Here is a 15,618-nt window from a genome sequence, read left to right on the forward strand (position 1 = left end):
CGCCGTCGCGTTTGCAAAATCGGATAACAGGAGAAACCCATATGGCAAGCACGCCGACCGAAGCCATCGGCACCGAGCGCAGTTCCTCATCCGCAGCTGCGACGACGCGCGATACAAGGCTTGACGTGCTGCGTGGCCTGGCCCTGATCATGATTTTCATCAATCATGTTCCCGGACAGATCTTCGAATATGTGACGACGAAGAATTTCGGTTTCTCCGATGCCGCCGAGGCCTTCGTCCTGATCTCCGGCATCGCCGTCGGCCTCGCCTATGGTTCCCGCTTCAAGCCGGGCGACCGCATCAAGACGACGATCAAGGCGGCGCGGCGCGCCTTCACGCTCTACCTCGCGCATATGATCACCACCTTCATGACGCTGGCGCTCTTCATCTGTGGTGCCTGGCTGTTCCACCGGCCGGGGCTGCTGGTCGAGATCAACATCCTGGCGGTTCTGATGAACCTGAAGGAAGGCATCCCGGCGCTTCTGCTGCTCGGTCACCAAATCGGCTACAACAATATCCTGCCGATGTATGGCGCATTGTTGCTGATGGTGCCGATCATCCTGCTCCTCAACGAGCGAAGCCCGCTTCTGGCGCTCGCCGTTTCCGGCACGGTCTGGCTGCTGGCCGGCATTTACGAGGTGGCGCCGCATAATTTGCTGATAGAGGGCTACTGGTTCCTCAATCCGCTCTCCTGGCAGTTCCTGTTTTCGATTGGAATTGTTTCGATCCTGCATATCAAGCGCGGCGGCACGATCCCGCGGCATCCGCTGCTGCTTGCGGCTGCCGCCGGCTATGTCCTGCTGTCCTTCATCTGGGTAACCGGCCATCTGTGGATTTTCGGCAATTCGCTGGCGGCGCTCGGCCTGCCCACCGTCGTCACCGGTTTCGACAAGACCTTCCTGTCGCTGCCGCGGCTGCTGCATGTGCTGGCGCTGACCTATCTCATCATCAGCATCCCGGCGTTCTCGCGCATCCTGCGGCGCCCAGCCGAACACCCGCTGACGATCCTCGGCCGGCATTCGCTGAACATCTTCGTCGCCGGCACGATCCTCGCCATGATCGGCCAGGTCGTGCTCTATATCACCAACAAGGATCCGCTGGTCGGCCCGCTCTTCGTGATCGTGGGCATCGCGACGCAATTCGCCTATGCCCACTACCTCGAGCACAAGCGCCAGCTGGGCAAGATCAAGGGCAAGCTCGTGACGGAGATTGCCGCGGTCCCTGTGCCTGTGCGAGTTGGCGGAGCGGCGAATACCTATCACCGGACCAATCGGAAATGGGAATCCCCATCTGATTGAAGAGCGGCGGGCTTAGCGGGGGCCCAAAATCGGCATCGAAAAGCACCACGGCATTGCAGCGCCTTTCGCGCGTTGAAAAGACGCGCGGCGCTGTAATGCCGCCGGCTCAACTTTTGTGAACTAGAATATTCACCAGCCGGTCGAAAGGATCGCGCACGTAGAAGCGCCTGACGCCCCAGGGCTCGTCGGCCGGACCGTATTCGATCGGAACGCCGGCGGCAGACATCGCCTCGAAAGCAGCATCGAGATCATCCACCTCGATGGAGAGGTCGGGCACCGGAGTCCCGGAGCCGCCTTGGCTGGCGACACTGAGCTGAACTTTCATGGAAGTATTCGCGCCGAACGTGACGATCCAGCCGAGATCCATCATCAGATCAAGGCCGAGAATATCCTGATAGAAGCGTTTGGCGGCCATGATGTCGGGCGCCTGGATATTGGCAACGATGCGCAGGACTTTCATGCCGCTCTCCTGAGTATCGGCTAGCGACAACAGCTTAGAGGGGATCGGCGATGCGATCAATCAGCCCGGCCGCCAGACATGTCGTGCCTTGTGACGACCTCCTCTGCACGGCCGAGACCTCCGTCTCGATCTCGCTTGGCAGGGAGATGGCCGCCGGGACAAAGGGGGCCACGCGGGTGTCTGCTATCCCAGAAAGCTACCCAAGAAAAACAAAAGGCCGGAAGAGCGTCTGCCCTTCCGGCCTTATCCTTTAACTCGAAGCGCTCAGGCGGCTTCTGTGGTGTGCGCCTTGCGGACTTCTTCGTCCGTCAGGATGCCGCTGGCGCGCAGCAGGGCGGCGAAGCGGCCGTTGCTGTGGCTGAGCTCGTCGAAGCTGCCCTGTTCGGCGACGCGGCCATCGTCAAGGAAGAGCACCATATCCGCTTCGCGGACCGTCGAGAGGCGGTGGGCGATGATGAAGGTGGTGCGGTTCTGCCGCAGATTGTCGATCGCGGCCTTGACGCGGGCTTCGGTCTCGACGTCGAGCGCCGAGGTCGCCTCATCGAGCACCAGGATCGGCGCATCCTTGAGGATGGCGCGGGCAATCGCGATGCGCTGACGTTCACCACCGGAAAGCTTGTTGCCACGCTCGCCGACATGGGTGTCGTAACGATCCTCACGGGTCTCGATGAAATCGGCGGCGGCGGCGGCTTCGGCCGCACGGCGCATGTCCTCCTCGCTCGCACCTTCGCGGCCGAGGCGGATATTGTCGCTGATCGAACGATTCAGCAGGCCCGCATCCTGGAAGACGGTAGCGATATGGCGACGCAGTGACTTCCGGGTCACCTTGGTGATATCGGTGCCGTCGACGAGAATCTGGCCGCCCTGCGGGTCGTAGACGCGCTGCAGCAGGTTGACCAGCGTCGTCTTGCCGGCGCCGGTCGGGCCGACGATGGCGACCGTCTGGCCTGCCTTTACCGAGAAGGAGACGTTGTGCAGGCCCTGCGAGCTGTTGCCGAAGCCGAAGGAGACGTCGCGGAATTCGACCGCACCCTTGACGTTCTTGATCTCGCTATTGCCGGCCGGCTCTTCACGGTCGCGCACCGAGTCTTCGAGCGTGTAGAAGTCCTCGAGCTTGGAGCGGGCCTCGAAGATCTGCGTCGCGAATTGGCGCATCAGGTCGAGACGGGCGATCAGCAGGTTGGCAAAGCCGATGAAGGCAATGACATCACCGATGCGCAACTCGCCGGACTGGACGAGCATCGTGCCGATGATCAGAACCACCATCATCGCGATGGTCGAAGCCATGCGGTTCAGCGCGCTGGCGAGCGCCCACCAGTCGAGCACCGGATACTGCGCTTCGAGCAGCCGGTCGGCGAAGGATTTCAACGCCTTGGTTTCCGCTTCGATACGGTTGTAGCTATGCAGAACGGAGACGTTGCTGATCGAATCGCTGACATGCGAGAAGACGGTATGGTAGTGGTTTTCGACCGAAGCCTGGCCATCCTTGGTGCGGCTCATGACCACGCGGCCGATCAGCCAATAGGCGATGCCAAGCACGATCAGCACGGCGGAAAGGCGCAAATCCATCGACATTGCCGTCGGCACCAGCAGGGACAGCGCAATGACCGTCGATAGGTGGTTGCGCATGAATTCCAGCCAGAGGCCAAACAGCGTCTCGCAGGCACGCAGCAGTGTATGCAGCGCGTTGGAGGTGCCGCGCTGATGGTGCCAGGCAAGCGGCATGGAAATAATGCGGCCGAAGGCTTCCGTCAGCAGCGTCGCCCGCCGGCCATGGGCAAGCCGGTCGGCCTCGCGGGAGACTAGAACGAAGGCGACGGTATTGAACACGGCGAAACCAGCCCACATGAAGAGGATGGGTTTGACTTCGCCCTTCCCCGATATCGCATCGATGATGCGACCGAACAGGATCGGTTCCGCAATGGTGATGGTCGCCAGAACAATGTTGGCAATAACGACCAGGGATACGCGGAGCTTGTAGGCGCCAAGATAGCGCAGAGCTCTTGCATAGACCTTGAATAGCGACACGTCTAACCTCTTGTGCATCTGCGAAAACGGGAATGATGGGATGCTACAAAAGGCTACCTGAACCGGCGATTAACGGAGTATTCGGGATTCAGCCCGCCGGGTGGTTAACTTGATCACACGATCGAAGCTGCGACGAATTTGAAGCTGCCTCAATAGGACAGAACAGAGGGGTATTCCGGGCTCCTCAGATTTTTCGGCAGCGGGGTCTGGCGCCGGAATTCCACCATGATTATATCTCCCGACAATTTGCGCTTGCATTTTAATCAATGTTTAGCGCAGCATTAAATTAGAGACTGCATTTTTTTGAAGAAGACCGTTACGCGACCAATCTGAACAGCCGCCAACGGCCTCGATGCGGTTCAGGTCCGGGCAAAGGGCGCTATTTGTGAATATTAATTCTTTAATTCAATTGCTTGTCATTCTGGAAGAGTGCCCAAATCAGGACGCCGTCGTCACCGAACTCGAGCAGGTCCTCCACGGTTGCGGTTTCGAGTATTACGGTCTGCTGCGACATTTGCAGCAAAACCCGGCGCAGCGGAATATCGAACTGCGCGCCGCGCCGCTTGCCGGCCGCTGGCCGGAACAATGGCTACAGATATATGCCGCAAAAAAATATGTCCGGATCGATCCGATGGTGCGTTATCTCGTGCATGCGCAACGGCCTTTCCGCTGGCGGGAGAGCGTGGCCGCCTTCGACGGTGATGCGCATCAGCGCCGCATGGAGCAGATGATGGTCGATGCCTTCGGTCACGGATTGGAGGACGGCTATCTCTTTCCGATTCATGGGCGCAACGGCATTCTCGGCAGCCTCAGCCTCGGCGGCAAGCCGATCGACTTGTCGCCGGTGGAAATCGCGCTGCTCGAGGCCGTGGCGCGCAAGAGCTTCTGGCGATTGCTCGACCTCTCAGGCGAGGCCGCGGCGCTGGAAACGGTGCTGCCGACCGAGACGCCGCTGACGCGCCGCGAGATGGAAATCCTCCACTATCTTGCCGAAGGCATGACCTCGATGGAGATCAGCAAAATGCTGAAGATCTCAAACCATACGGTCGACTGGTACATGAACGGTCTGCAGGATAAGCTGAAGGCAAAGAACAGGCAGCAGGCAGTGGCGCTCGCCTTCCGTCACGGTCTGATAAGCTAGGCTTTTTCCATCCATCTCGCTGAAATCGCCGCCTACTGCGGGCCGACAGCTCTGGCATGGCGAGAAAGTGCGTTTCGCAGTCGCAAGAGAAATTGAACTTCCCGTGACAAGAAGTTAAGAATTTTCTTCGCGGGTGCAGCATGCCCGTGTCTGAACGACGGAGGAGACCGTTTTGCTCATATCCAAGATACTCGTTGCCAACCGCTCCGAAATAGCCATTCGCGTGTTCCGCGCGGCCAACGAGCTTGGAATAAAAACGGTGGCGATCTGGGCGGAGGAGGACAAGCTGGCACTGCACCGCTTCAAGGCGGACGAGAGCTATCAGGTCGGCCGCGGTCCGCATCTGGCCCGCGATCTCGGACCGATCGAAAGTTATCTGTCGATCGACGAGGTGATCCGCGTCGCCAAGCTTTCGGGCGCCGATGCTATCCATCCGGGCTACGGCCTCTTGTCGGAAAGCCCGGAATTCGTCGATGCCTGCAACAAGGCCGGCATCATCTTCATCGGCCCGAAGGCCGATACGATGCGCCAGCTCGGCAACAAGGTCGCAGCGCGCAACCTGGCGATCTCCGTCGGCGTGCCGGTCGTGCCGGCGACCGCACCGCTGCCGGACGATATGAAGGAAGTCGCCAGGATGGCGGCCGAGATCGGTTATCCCGTCATGCTGAAGGCCTCCTGGGGCGGCGGCGGTCGCGGCATGCGCGTCATCCGTTCCGAGGCCGATCTTGCCAAGGAAGTGACGGAAGCCAAGCGCGAAGCGATGGCCGCCTTCGGCAAGGATGAGGTCTATCTGGAAAAGCTCGTCGAGCGCGCCCGCCACGTCGAAAGCCAGATCCTCGGCGACACCCACGGCAATGTCGTGCATCTCTTCGAGCGCGACTGTTCCGTTCAGCGCCGCAATCAGAAGGTCGTCGAGCGCGCGCCCGCACCCTATCTCACCGAAGCGCAGCGCCAGGAACTCGCCGCCTATTCGCTGAAGATCGCAGAGGCGACGAACTATATCGGCGCCGGCACCGTCGAATATCTGATGGACGCCGATACCGGCAAATTCTACTTCATCGAAGTCAATCCGCGCATCCAGGTCGAGCATACAGTGACCGAAGTCGTCACCGGCATCGATATCGTCAAGGCGCAGATCCACATCCTCGACGGCTTTGCGATCGGCACGCCGCAATCCGGCGTGCCGAAGCAGGAAGACATCCGTCTCAACGGTCACGCCCTGCAGTGCCGCGTGACGACGGAAGATCCGGAACATAACTTCATTCCGGATTACGGCCGCATCACCGCCTATCGCTCGGCCTCCGGCTTCGGCATTCGCCTCGACGGCGGCACCTCCTATTCCGGCGCCATCATCACCCGCTATTACGATCCGCTGCTCGTCAAGGTCACGGCCTGGGCGCCGAACCCGCTGGAAGCCATTTCCCGCATGGATCGGGCGCTGCGCGAATTCCGCATCCGAGGCGTGGCCACCAACCTGACCTTCCTCGAAGCGATCATCGGCCACCCGAAATTCCGCGACAACAGCTACACCACCCGCTTCATCGACACGACGCCGGAGCTCTTCCAGCAGGTCAAGCGCCAGGACCGCGCAACGAAACTCCTGACCTATCTCGCCGACGTGACCGTCAACGGCCATCCCGAGGCCAAGGACAGGCCGAAGCCGCTGGAAAATGCCGCCCGGCCGGTGGTGCCCTATGCCAATGGCAACGGCGTGAAGGACGGCACGAAGCAGCTTCTCGACACGCTTGGTCCGAAGAAATTCGGCGAGTGGATGCGCAACGAGAAGCGGGTGCTTCTGACCGACACGACGATGCGCGACGGCCACCAGTCGCTGCTTGCCACGCGCATGCGCACCTATGACATCGCCCGCATCGCCGGCACTTATGCACATGCGCTGCCGAACCTGCTCTCGCTCGAATGCTGGGGCGGCGCCACCTTCGACGTCTCGATGCGATTCCTCACGGAAGATCCGTGGGAGCGCCTGGCGCTGATCCGCGAAGGCGCCCCCAACCTGCTCCTGCAGATGCTGCTGCGCGGCGCCAATGGTGTCGGCTACACCAACTATCCCGACAATGTCGTCAAATACTTCGTCCGCCAGGCTGCCAAGGGCGGCATCGATCTCTTCCGCGTCTTCGACTGCCTGAATTGGGTCGAGAATATGCGGGTATCGATGGATGCGGTTGCCGAAGAGAACAAGCTCTGCGAGGCGGCGATCTGCTATACCGGCGACATCCTGAACTCGGCGCGGCCGAAGTACGACTTGAAGTACTATACCGATCTTGCCGTCGAGCTCGAAAAGGCCGGGGCTCACATCATCGCGCTCAAGGACATGGCGGGCCTGTTGAAGCCTGCGGCGGCGAAGGTTCTGTTCAAGGCGCTGCGCGAGGCGACCGGTCTGCCGATCCACTTCCACACGCATGACACTTCGGGCATTGCGGCGGCGACCGTCCTTGCCGCGGTCGAAGCCGGGGTCGATGCCGTCGATGCGGCAATGGATGCGCTCTCCGGCAATACCTCGCAGCCCTGTCTCGGCTCGATCGTCGAGGCGCTCTCCGGCTCCGAGCGCGATCCCGGCCTCGATCCGGAATGGATCCGCCGCATCTCCTTCTATTGGGAAGCGGTGCGCAACCAGTATGCCGCCTTCGAAAGCGATCTCAAGGGGCCGGCATCGGAGGTCTATCTCCATGAAATGCCGGGTGGCCAGTTCACCAACCTCAAGGAGCAGGCCCGCTCGCTGGGGCTGGAAACCCGCTGGCATCAGGTGGCGCAGGCCTATGCCGACGCCAACCAGATGTTCGGCGACATCGTCAAGGTGACGCCGTCCTCCAAGGTCGTTGGCGACATGGCGCTGATGATGGTCTCCCAGGACCTGACCGTCGCCGATGTCGTCAGCCCCGACCGCGAAGTCTCGTTCCCCGAATCGGTGGTGTCGATGCTGAAGGGTGATCTCGGCCAGCCGCCGTCGGGATGGCCGGAAGCGCTGCAGAAGAAGGCATTGAAGGGCGAAAAACCCTATACGGTGCGGCCGGGCTCACTGCTCAAGGAAGCCGATCTCGATGCGGAACGCAAGGTCATCGAAAAGAAGCTGGAGCGCGAGGTCAGCGACTTCGAATTCGCTTCCTATCTGATGTATCCGAAGGTCTTCACCGATTTTGCGCTTGCCTCGGATACCTACGGTCCGGTCTCCGTGCTGCCGACGCCAGCCTATTTCTACGGGTTGGCGGACGGCGAGGAGCTGTTCGCCGACATCGAGAAGGGCAAGACGCTCGTCATCGTCAACCAGGCGATGAGCGCAACCGACAGCCAGGGCATGGTCACCGTCTTCTTCGAGCTCAACGGCCAGCCGCGCCGCATCAAGGTGCCCGACCGGGCCCATGGGGCGACCGGGGCGGCCGTGCGCCGCAAGGCCGAGATCGGCAACGCCGCCCATGTCGGCGCACCGATGCCTGGCGTCATCAGCCGCGTCTTCGCCTCGCCGGGCCAGGCCGTCAGTGCCGGCGACGTGCTCGTCTCCATCGAAGCGATGAAGATGGAAACCGCGATCCACGCGGAAAAGGACGGCACCATTGCCGAAGTGCTGGTCAAGGCCGGCGACCAGATCGATGCGAAGGATCTGCTGGTGGTTTACGGCGGATGAGCGACCGACACGAAAGTTTCGTCCGCCAATCCCTGCCAGGCAGAGCTGATCACCCGATTGTGTAGAGCTAGTCTGTTAAAAGGTCGATCTTTTTGAAAGGCTAGCGGCCTCCTCGCCTTGCCCGGCCGGGAGGCTTTTTCGTAGACTTGCGTGCCTGCCCCTCCCAAAATCAATCAGGAAACAATTTCATGAGCAAATTGAAGATCGCCGTCATCGTCGGCAGCACTCGTATTGGCCGTTTCGCCGAACATCCGGCAAAATGGATCGCCGAGCTCGTCGGCCAACGCTCCGATCTCGAAGTCGAGGTTCTCGATCTTCTCGACTATCCCATGCATTTCTTTGGCGAAGAGCGCGCCACCACGGTGGAAAGCGACACCGCCGAGCGCTGGAAGAAGAAGCTGCGCGAATTCGACGGCTACATATTCACCGTCGCCGAGTACAATCATGCACCGACGGCGGTTCTGAAGAACGCTATCGATCTCGGCGAGTTCCTCCAGAAGCCGGTCGCCTTCGTCGGCTACGGCGGCGTCGGCGGTGCGCGGGCCGTCGAGCATCTGAGGCTGATCTTCGTGGAAATGGGCGCTGCCTCGGTGAAAACGGGCGTGCACATCGCTTTCAGCGAATATCTGAGCGTGCTCAAGGAAGGCAAGAGCCTTGGCGATTACCCGCACCTCAACGAGGCGGCGAAGAACCAGCTCGATCAGCTCATCTGGTGGGGCAATGCGTTGAAGGCGGCGCGTTCGGTCGTCACCTCAGCCTGAGGCAGGTGGCTTAAAATCAAAGCGTCTCACGTGAATCACGATTCACGTGAGACAAGAGCAATTCCAGCAAAAGTGTGCAGCGGTTTTGCATTCGGAATTGCGTGAAAACATAGAGATAGAACAATTCCTTGATTCGAAGAGAAACGGAATTGCACTAGATGTCATATGTGTGGGCAGCGTTGATCGTCGATATGAAGCGCTTGGTGCGTTCGCGCTTGGGCGCGCTGAAAATGGCTTTCGCGCTGCCCGTTTCCACCACGCTCCCGGCCTCCAGGAAGACGACGTCATTCGCGATTTTCGAGGCGAGCCGGAGATCGTGGGTGGCCATGACCATCGTCGTGCCTTCGCGGGCAAGCTGGCCCAGCACATCGACCACTTCCGCCGAGAGTTCCGGATCGAGCGCCGAGGTCGGCTCGTCGCAGAGAAGCACCCGTGGCGACGGCGCAAGGGCCCGGGCGATTGCCACGCGTTGCTGCTGACCACCCGATAAGGTCGAAGGCCAGGCATCGGTCTTGTGCGCCATGCCGACCTTGGTCAGCAGTTCCATGGCGTGTTCGCGCGCTTTCTCCTTCGGCCACTTCAGCACCGTGACCAGACCTTCCATAACGTTTTCGATCGCGGTCTGATGCGGAAAGAGCTGGAAATTCTGGAAGACCATGCCGGTCTGACGGCGGATTTTCTGGATCGCCTGCCAGCCCAAGCGTTTGCCGGGCGCGAAGGAAAGCTCTTCCTCGCCGAGGCGGATCGCGCCTGATGTCGGGATCTCGAGCAGGTTGATGCAGCGCAGTAGCGTGCTCTTGCCACCGCCGGACGGCCCGACGAGCGCGGTGACGCTGCCCTCGGGAATGCGGACGCTGATATCCTTCAGAATGACGGCATCACCGAAGCGCTTCTCGATGTTGGAAAGCTCGATCATGCGTTTGCCTCCAGCATGCCGCCATAACGTGCGAAACGACGTTCCAGCCGCACCTGCAGCTGCGAGAGGACGGAGCTCAGGGCGAGATAGATCAGCGCCGCCTCGATATAGAGGATCAGCGGCTCGTAGGTGGTGGCGACGATGCGTTGTGCCGCCTGGAAGAGCTCCGGCACGGTGATGGCGGCCGCAAGCGAGGTATCCTTGACCAGCGAGATGAAGGTGTTCGACAGAGGCGGCACGGCGACGCGGCCGGCCTGTGGCAGGATCGTCCGGCTCATCGCCTGGCGCCAGCTCATACCGATCGAATAGGCCGCTTCCCACTGGCCCTTCGGCACGGAGGAGATGACCGCGCGGATGATCTCTGAGCTGTAGGCGCCGATATTCAGGGTGAAGCCGATCAGCGCGGCAGGAAAGGCGTCGAGCAGGATGCCGATGCTCGGCAGCCCATAAAAGATCACGAAGAGCTGGACGAGCAGCGGCGTGCCGCGAATGACCCAGACATAGAAACGGGCAATCGCCGCGACGGGCGTCGGGCCGAAAAGGCGGGCGATCGCCGTGATCAGGCCGAGGATCAGACCAAAGACGAAGGAGAGCAGCGTCAGCGGAATGGTGAAGATCAATCCCGCCCAGAGGAGCGAGGGAAGCGATTCCGCCATCAGTTCGAGCCAGTGCGGCAAGGGATATTCCCTCTCGTCGGTTGAGCAGTGATACTTCGAAATACCCCTCCCCAACCCCTTCCCACAAGGGGCAGGGACTTAATCTGCCTCCCGCGCTGCATGAAATGACCACCGTGCTGCAAGTCGGGACCTCTATTTTGAGGTGAGGCGGTCCCACGGCCAAAGCCCCTCCCCCTTGTGGGGAGGGAGGGGAGTTTTTTAGACGAAGCTTACTTCGAGACGTCCTGGCCGAAATATTTGTCGGCGATCTTCTTGTAAGTGCCGTCGGCCTTGATATCGGCGAGCGCCTTATTAATCGCTTCCAGCAGTTCCGGCTCGTTCTTGCGGATGATGACGCCGGAGTAATCGGCATTTTCCTGCTGGGCGGCGATCTTTACCGGCGCGTCCGGCTTGTGCTTCTTGAAGTCGAGGAAGGAGAGGCTGTCGTTGATCGTCGCATCGGCGCGTTTGGTCAGCACAAGCTGGATCGACTGGTCGAAACCGTCCGTGCCCACGAGCTCGGCCCCGGATTCGGTGGCGATCTTGCCGAAGTTGCTGGTCAGCGACTGGGCTGATTTCTTGCCCTTCAGGTCGGCGAAGGTCTTGATGCTGTCATCGCCGTCGCGGACGATCAGCACGGCCTTGGAAGCGATATAGGGCTCGGAGAAATCGTATTTCTGCTTGCGGGCTTCGGTGATGCCGACCTGATTGATGACAGTGTCGTAACGCTTGGCGTCGAGGCCGGCGATCAGGCCGTCCCATTTGCCTTCGACGAACTCGGCCTTGACACCGAGCTTGGCGGCGATGGCTTCGCCGATCTCGACGTCGAAGCCGACCAGCTTGCCGCTTTCGTCATGATAGGTGAAGGGCGCATAGGTGCCCTCGGTGCCGATCTTGAAGACGCCGGCCGATTTGATGGCGGCGAGGTTTTCGCCGGCATGGGCGGGCAGGAGGGCCGCGACGTGAATAAGGGTAGCGGCGGCGACGGTTTTCAACCAGTTCATTGTTCTGTCCATCCTTGGGAGGTTGCGATCGGATGAGCGATACTTTGCAGAAAACTAGGGCGCCGGAAGCGTAGAAAACTGCGAATAAAAGCAGCAACTGCAAATATTTTTCTCAAGAGTCGCCCTCCACGCACGAATTCCATGAAAGTGGCGTCGCCGCGGTCACGCTCCAACCTTTCTCTCAGCGACCAATCGAAGACGCGCTTTGATGATTCAATTTTGTTTCACTGCGTCAGGAAACGTGTAACCGCGCATATTGCCTGCACGATCATAAGCGTTTATGCACGTTTATGTCAGTTCAGCGATTGATCCGGTAGGAACATGCAGGATTTTTTATTGCGAGAGCGCCAAGGCGTCATTTCCGAGCGGCTGCGGCTGAATGGCCGCGTGCTGGCGGCGGAACTTGCGCTCGAATTCGGCGTCTCCGAGGATACGGTGCGGCGCGACCTGCGTGAGATGGCGGCGGCGGGCCTCTGCGAGCGGGTCTATGGCGGCGCCTTGCCCGTGTCGCCGGCGCATGGAAGCCTGACGCAGCGCACGGGATTTGCTGCCGACCGCAAGCAGGCCTTGGCGCGGGCTGCGGCAATGCAGATCGCTGCCGGTTCCTGCGTGTTTTTCGATGCCGGGAGCACCAATCTGGCGATTGCCAATGCTCTACCTGCCGAACTCGAACTGACGGCTGCGACGAATGCGCCGGTGATCGCCGCGGCGCTCATCGACAAGCCTGCGGTCAACGTCATCGTGATCGGCGGCATGGTGGACCGGCAGACGGGTGGAGCGCTCGGCGCCAAGGCCTTGCGGGATATGGAGCAGATTTCGCCCGATCTCTGCATTCTCGGCGCCTGCGGCATCGATCTCGAGGCCGGCATCACGACCTTCGGTTTCGAGGATGCGGAGTTCAAGCGGTTTGCGGCATCGAGAAGCAAAAAGGTGATGGCGGCAGTAACCTCGGAGAAATTCGGCACGGCTGCGCCCCACAGCATCCTTCCGGTTGCGCATTGCGAATGCCTGGTCGTCGAGCACGATGCCGATCCCGGCGTTCTTGCGGGTTATCGCGAGCGCGGCTGCCGGACCGTTATCGCCGAAAAAACGAACTGAGCCGTCGTCACGGAGTTTAGAAAAACGGGGGCTCCCAAGCCCGATAGCGAGGAAAGACCGAAAATGGACAGTCATGTGAATGCGCCGTCGGGGGTCCGCAGCGGCTTCATCACCAGAAGCAGGGCAGCGGTTTCCCTGCTCTTTCTCATGAACGGCTTTGTCGTCGGCTGCTGGGCGCCGAAGATCCCGGATTTTGCCGAGCGTCTCGGGCTGAGCAAGTTCGAGCTCGGGCTGATGATCATCGTCTTCGGCGTTGGCTCGCTGGTCATGATGCCGATCGCCGGCGCGCAGATCGCCAGGCATGGCTCGCGGATCGTTGTTCGGGCAACCGCCGTCTGCGTGCTGCCGCTGCTCCTGGCTCTGACGCTCGCGCCAAACGTGATTACCGCGGCAATCTCGCTCTTCCTGTTCGGCGGCTTCATCGGCGCCATGGATGTGGCGATGAACGCCAATGCGGTGTCCGTCGAAAAATCCATGCGCCGCGCCATCATGTCGTCCTGCCATGCTTTCTGGAGCCTTGGCGGCCTCATCGGTTCGGGACTCGGCGGCATCGTGATCACCAAGCTCGGCATTCTCGGCCATGCGCAGCTGGCGACGGTGTTGGCGGCGATCTTCCTTGCTCTGGCATGGCCGATGATCCTTGCGGATCCGCCGCATCCGGATGCCAAGAAAGAAAAGACGAAGCTGCCGATGGTGCCGCTGCCGTGGCTCCTTGGATTGATGGCGCTGTTCTCGATGGTGCCGGAAGGTGCCGTCCTGGATTGGGGCGCGCTCTATCTCCGGCAGGACATGGGGGCGTCGGTCGCGCTTTCAGGACTTGGTTTCGCAGCCTTTTCGGCGACCATGGCGACCATGCGCTTTGCCGGCGATCTCGTGCGCGACCGCCTCGGGAGCGTCAAGACCCTGCGCATCTGCACGCTCTTTGCCATCGCCGGCATGCTGCTTGCCGGCCTGGCGCCCAATGCCGAGCTTGCCATTTTGGGCTTTGCCTTTTGCGGCATCGGCATATCAAACATGGTGCCGATCGCCTTCTCGGCCGCAGGCAACATTCCCGGCCTCAAGCCCGGCATCGGCATCTCCGTGGTGACGACCATGGGTTATTCCGGCATGCTGGTAGCGCCGTCGTTGATCGGCTTCGTCGCCGAGCATATCGGTTTTGCCGTTGTCTTCATGGCGCTGCCGGTGCTGCTGTTGTTCGTTCTCCTATTCTCCAAACTGGCCCATTATGCCGATGGGGTCTCTGGAGGCGGCCACTGAGCCACCTCCAGACAAAAGTGATATAGTGGGCGGTTGACAATAAAGCGGTCATGATCCACCTGAAAGGCACTGTTTTTAGGGGTGCAAGAACTCTTCATGTCCTCAGCCGCCGATTTTGATCCAAAACCGCGCCGCGCTTCCGTCGCCGTCGATGTCGGCGGCGTCATCGTTGGTGGCGGCGCGCCGATCGTCGTGCAATCGATGACGAATACGGATACCGCCGATATCGATTCGACCGTTGCGCAGGTCGCCGCCCTGCACCGGGCGGGCTCCGAACTGGTGCGCATCACCGTCGATCGCGACGAAAGTGCGGCTGCCGTGCCGAAAATCCGCGAAAGGCTGCTGCGGCTCGGCATGGACGTGCCGCTGATCGGCGACTTCCACTATATTGGCCACAAGCTGCTTGCCGATCATCCAGCCTGCGCCGAGGCGCTGGCGAAATACCGCATCAATCCCGGTAATGTCGGCTTCAAGGACAAGAAGGACAAGCAGTTCGCCGAGATCATCGAGATGGCGATCCGCTACGACAAGCCGGTGCGCATCGGCGTCAACTGGGGCTCGCTCGATCAGGATCTCCTGACGGCGCTGATGGATCGAAATGCCGAGGCCGGGTCGCCGCTGTCGGCACGGCAGGTGACGCGCGAGGCGATCGTACAGTCGGCGTTGCTTTCGGCCGCCCTTGCCGAGGAAATCGGCCTGCCACGCAACCGCATCATCCTGTCGGCCAAGGTCAGCCAGGTGCAGGACCTGATCGCGGTCAATTCCATGCTCGCCGAACGTTCCGATCACGCGCTGCATCTCGGGCTGACCGAGGCCGGCATGGGCAGCAAGGGCATCGTCGCTTCGTCGGCTGCCATGGGCTTCGTGCTGCAGCACGGCATCGGCGATACGATCCGCGTCTCACTGACACCCGAGCCGAACGGCGACCGCACCCGCGAAGTCCAGGTGGCGCAGGAAATCCTGCAGGTCATGGGTTTCCGGCAGTTCGTGCCCGTCGTGGCCGCCTGTCCCGGCTGCGGACGCACGACCTCGACCGTCTTCCAGGAACTCGCCCAGAACATTCAGAACGACATCCGCAAGAACATGCCAGTCTGGCGCGAGAAATATCCAGGCGTCGAGGCGCTGAACGTCGCCGTGATGGGCTGCATCGTCAACGGACCGGGCGAAAGCAAACATGCCGATATCGGCATCTCGCTGCCCGGTACCGGCGAGACGCCGGCCGCTCCCGTTTTTATCGACGGCAAGAAGGCGCTGACACTGCGCGGTCCCAATATCGCCTCCGACTTCGAGGCGCTTGTCGTCGATTATATCGAAAAGCGTTTCGGCCAGCGGACGGCAGCGGAATGAAGGTCCGCGCGTTCG

12 protein-coding genes are annotated in these 15,618 nt (G+C 60.9%); 7 read left to right on the forward strand and 5 right to left on the reverse strand.

The features are described 5' to 3' along the window. Nucleotides 1-41: 41 nt before the first annotated feature. A complete protein-coding gene (gene opgC, locus J7U39_RS26035; protein ID WP_210632679.1) occupies nucleotides 42-1,298 on the forward strand; it encodes an OpgC domain-containing protein in 1,257 nt (418 codons plus the stop codon). 106 nt (nucleotides 1,299-1,404) lie between these two features. Here opgC and J7U39_RS26040 read toward each other — a convergent pair whose 3' ends face one another. Next, nucleotides 1,405-1,758, reverse strand: a complete 354-nt coding sequence (locus J7U39_RS26040; protein WP_210632680.1) for a VOC family protein — start codon at nucleotides 1,756-1,758, stop codon at nucleotides 1,405-1,407. Between the two features lie 264 nt (nucleotides 1,759-2,022). Next, on the reverse strand, nucleotides 2,023-3,786 hold the full coding sequence (locus J7U39_RS26045; RefSeq protein WP_210632681.1) for a glucan ABC transporter ATP-binding protein/ permease: 1,764 nt from the start codon (nucleotides 3,784-3,786) through the stop codon (nucleotides 2,023-2,025). Nucleotides 3,787-4,171: 385 nt separating this feature from the next. Between J7U39_RS26045 and J7U39_RS26050 the strand changes: the two genes are divergently transcribed. From J7U39_RS26050 to J7U39_RS26060, 3 genes are all read left to right on the forward strand, one after another. Further along, nucleotides 4,172-4,927, forward strand: a complete 756-nt coding sequence (locus tag J7U39_RS26050; protein ID WP_210632682.1) for a LuxR family transcriptional regulator — start codon at nucleotides 4,172-4,174, stop codon at nucleotides 4,925-4,927. Between the two features lie 172 nt (nucleotides 4,928-5,099). Further along, nucleotides 5,100-8,564, forward strand: a complete 3,465-nt coding sequence (gene pyc, locus J7U39_RS26055) for a pyruvate carboxylase (protein ID WP_210632683.1) — start codon at nucleotides 5,100-5,102, stop codon at nucleotides 8,562-8,564. 188 nt (nucleotides 8,565-8,752) lie between these two features. After that, the gene (locus tag J7U39_RS26060; protein WP_210632684.1) at nucleotides 8,753-9,325 is read left to right on the forward strand and encodes an NAD(P)H-dependent oxidoreductase; all 573 of its coding nucleotides are present in this window, start codon (nucleotides 8,753-8,755) and stop codon (nucleotides 9,323-9,325) included. 154 nt (nucleotides 9,326-9,479) lie between these two features. Here J7U39_RS26060 and J7U39_RS26065 read toward each other — a convergent pair whose 3' ends face one another. From J7U39_RS26065 to J7U39_RS26075, 3 genes are all read right to left on the reverse strand, one after another. Next, nucleotides 9,480-10,241: an amino acid ABC transporter ATP-binding protein gene (locus tag J7U39_RS26065; protein ID WP_210632685.1), complete on the reverse strand. Its 762-nt coding sequence runs from the start codon at nucleotides 10,239-10,241 to the stop codon at nucleotides 9,480-9,482. Then, nucleotides 10,238-10,918 (reverse strand): amino acid ABC transporter permease, encoded by a 681-nt coding sequence (locus tag J7U39_RS26070; protein WP_210632686.1) that lies wholly within the window; start codon nucleotides 10,916-10,918, stop codon nucleotides 10,238-10,240. Before J7U39_RS26070 ends, J7U39_RS26065 begins: the two co-directional genes overlap by 4 nt. 209 nt (nucleotides 10,919-11,127) lie before the next feature. Then, nucleotides 11,128-11,901: an amino acid ABC transporter substrate-binding protein gene (locus J7U39_RS26075; protein WP_210632687.1), complete on the reverse strand. Its 774-nt coding sequence runs from the start codon at nucleotides 11,899-11,901 to the stop codon at nucleotides 11,128-11,130. A 321-nt stretch (nucleotides 11,902-12,222) separates the two neighbouring features. On the opposite strand from J7U39_RS26075, the gene J7U39_RS26080 reads away from it, so the two are divergent. The 3 genes from J7U39_RS26080 (at nucleotide 12,223) to ispG (ending at nucleotide 15,603) form a co-directional block, all read left to right on the forward strand. After that, the gene (locus J7U39_RS26080; protein ID WP_210632688.1) at nucleotides 12,223-12,999 is read left to right on the forward strand and encodes a DeoR/GlpR family DNA-binding transcription regulator; all 777 of its coding nucleotides are present in this window, start codon (nucleotides 12,223-12,225) and stop codon (nucleotides 12,997-12,999) included. Nucleotides 13,000-13,062: 63 nt separating this feature from the next. Next, a complete protein-coding gene (locus tag J7U39_RS26085; RefSeq protein WP_210632689.1) occupies nucleotides 13,063-14,256 on the forward strand; it encodes an MFS transporter in 1,194 nt (397 codons plus the stop codon). A 96-nt stretch (nucleotides 14,257-14,352) separates the two neighbouring features. Then, on the forward strand, nucleotides 14,353-15,603 hold the full coding sequence (gene ispG / locus J7U39_RS26090; RefSeq protein WP_210632690.1) for a flavodoxin-dependent (E)-4-hydroxy-3-methylbut-2-enyl-diphosphate synthase: 1,251 nt from the start codon (nucleotides 14,353-14,355) through the stop codon (nucleotides 15,601-15,603). The last annotated feature ends 15 nt before the right edge of the window (nucleotides 15,604-15,618 follow it).

The organism is Rhizobium sp. NLR16a (assembly GCF_017948245.1).
GTDB lineage: Bacteria > Pseudomonadota > Alphaproteobacteria > Rhizobiales > Rhizobiaceae > Rhizobium.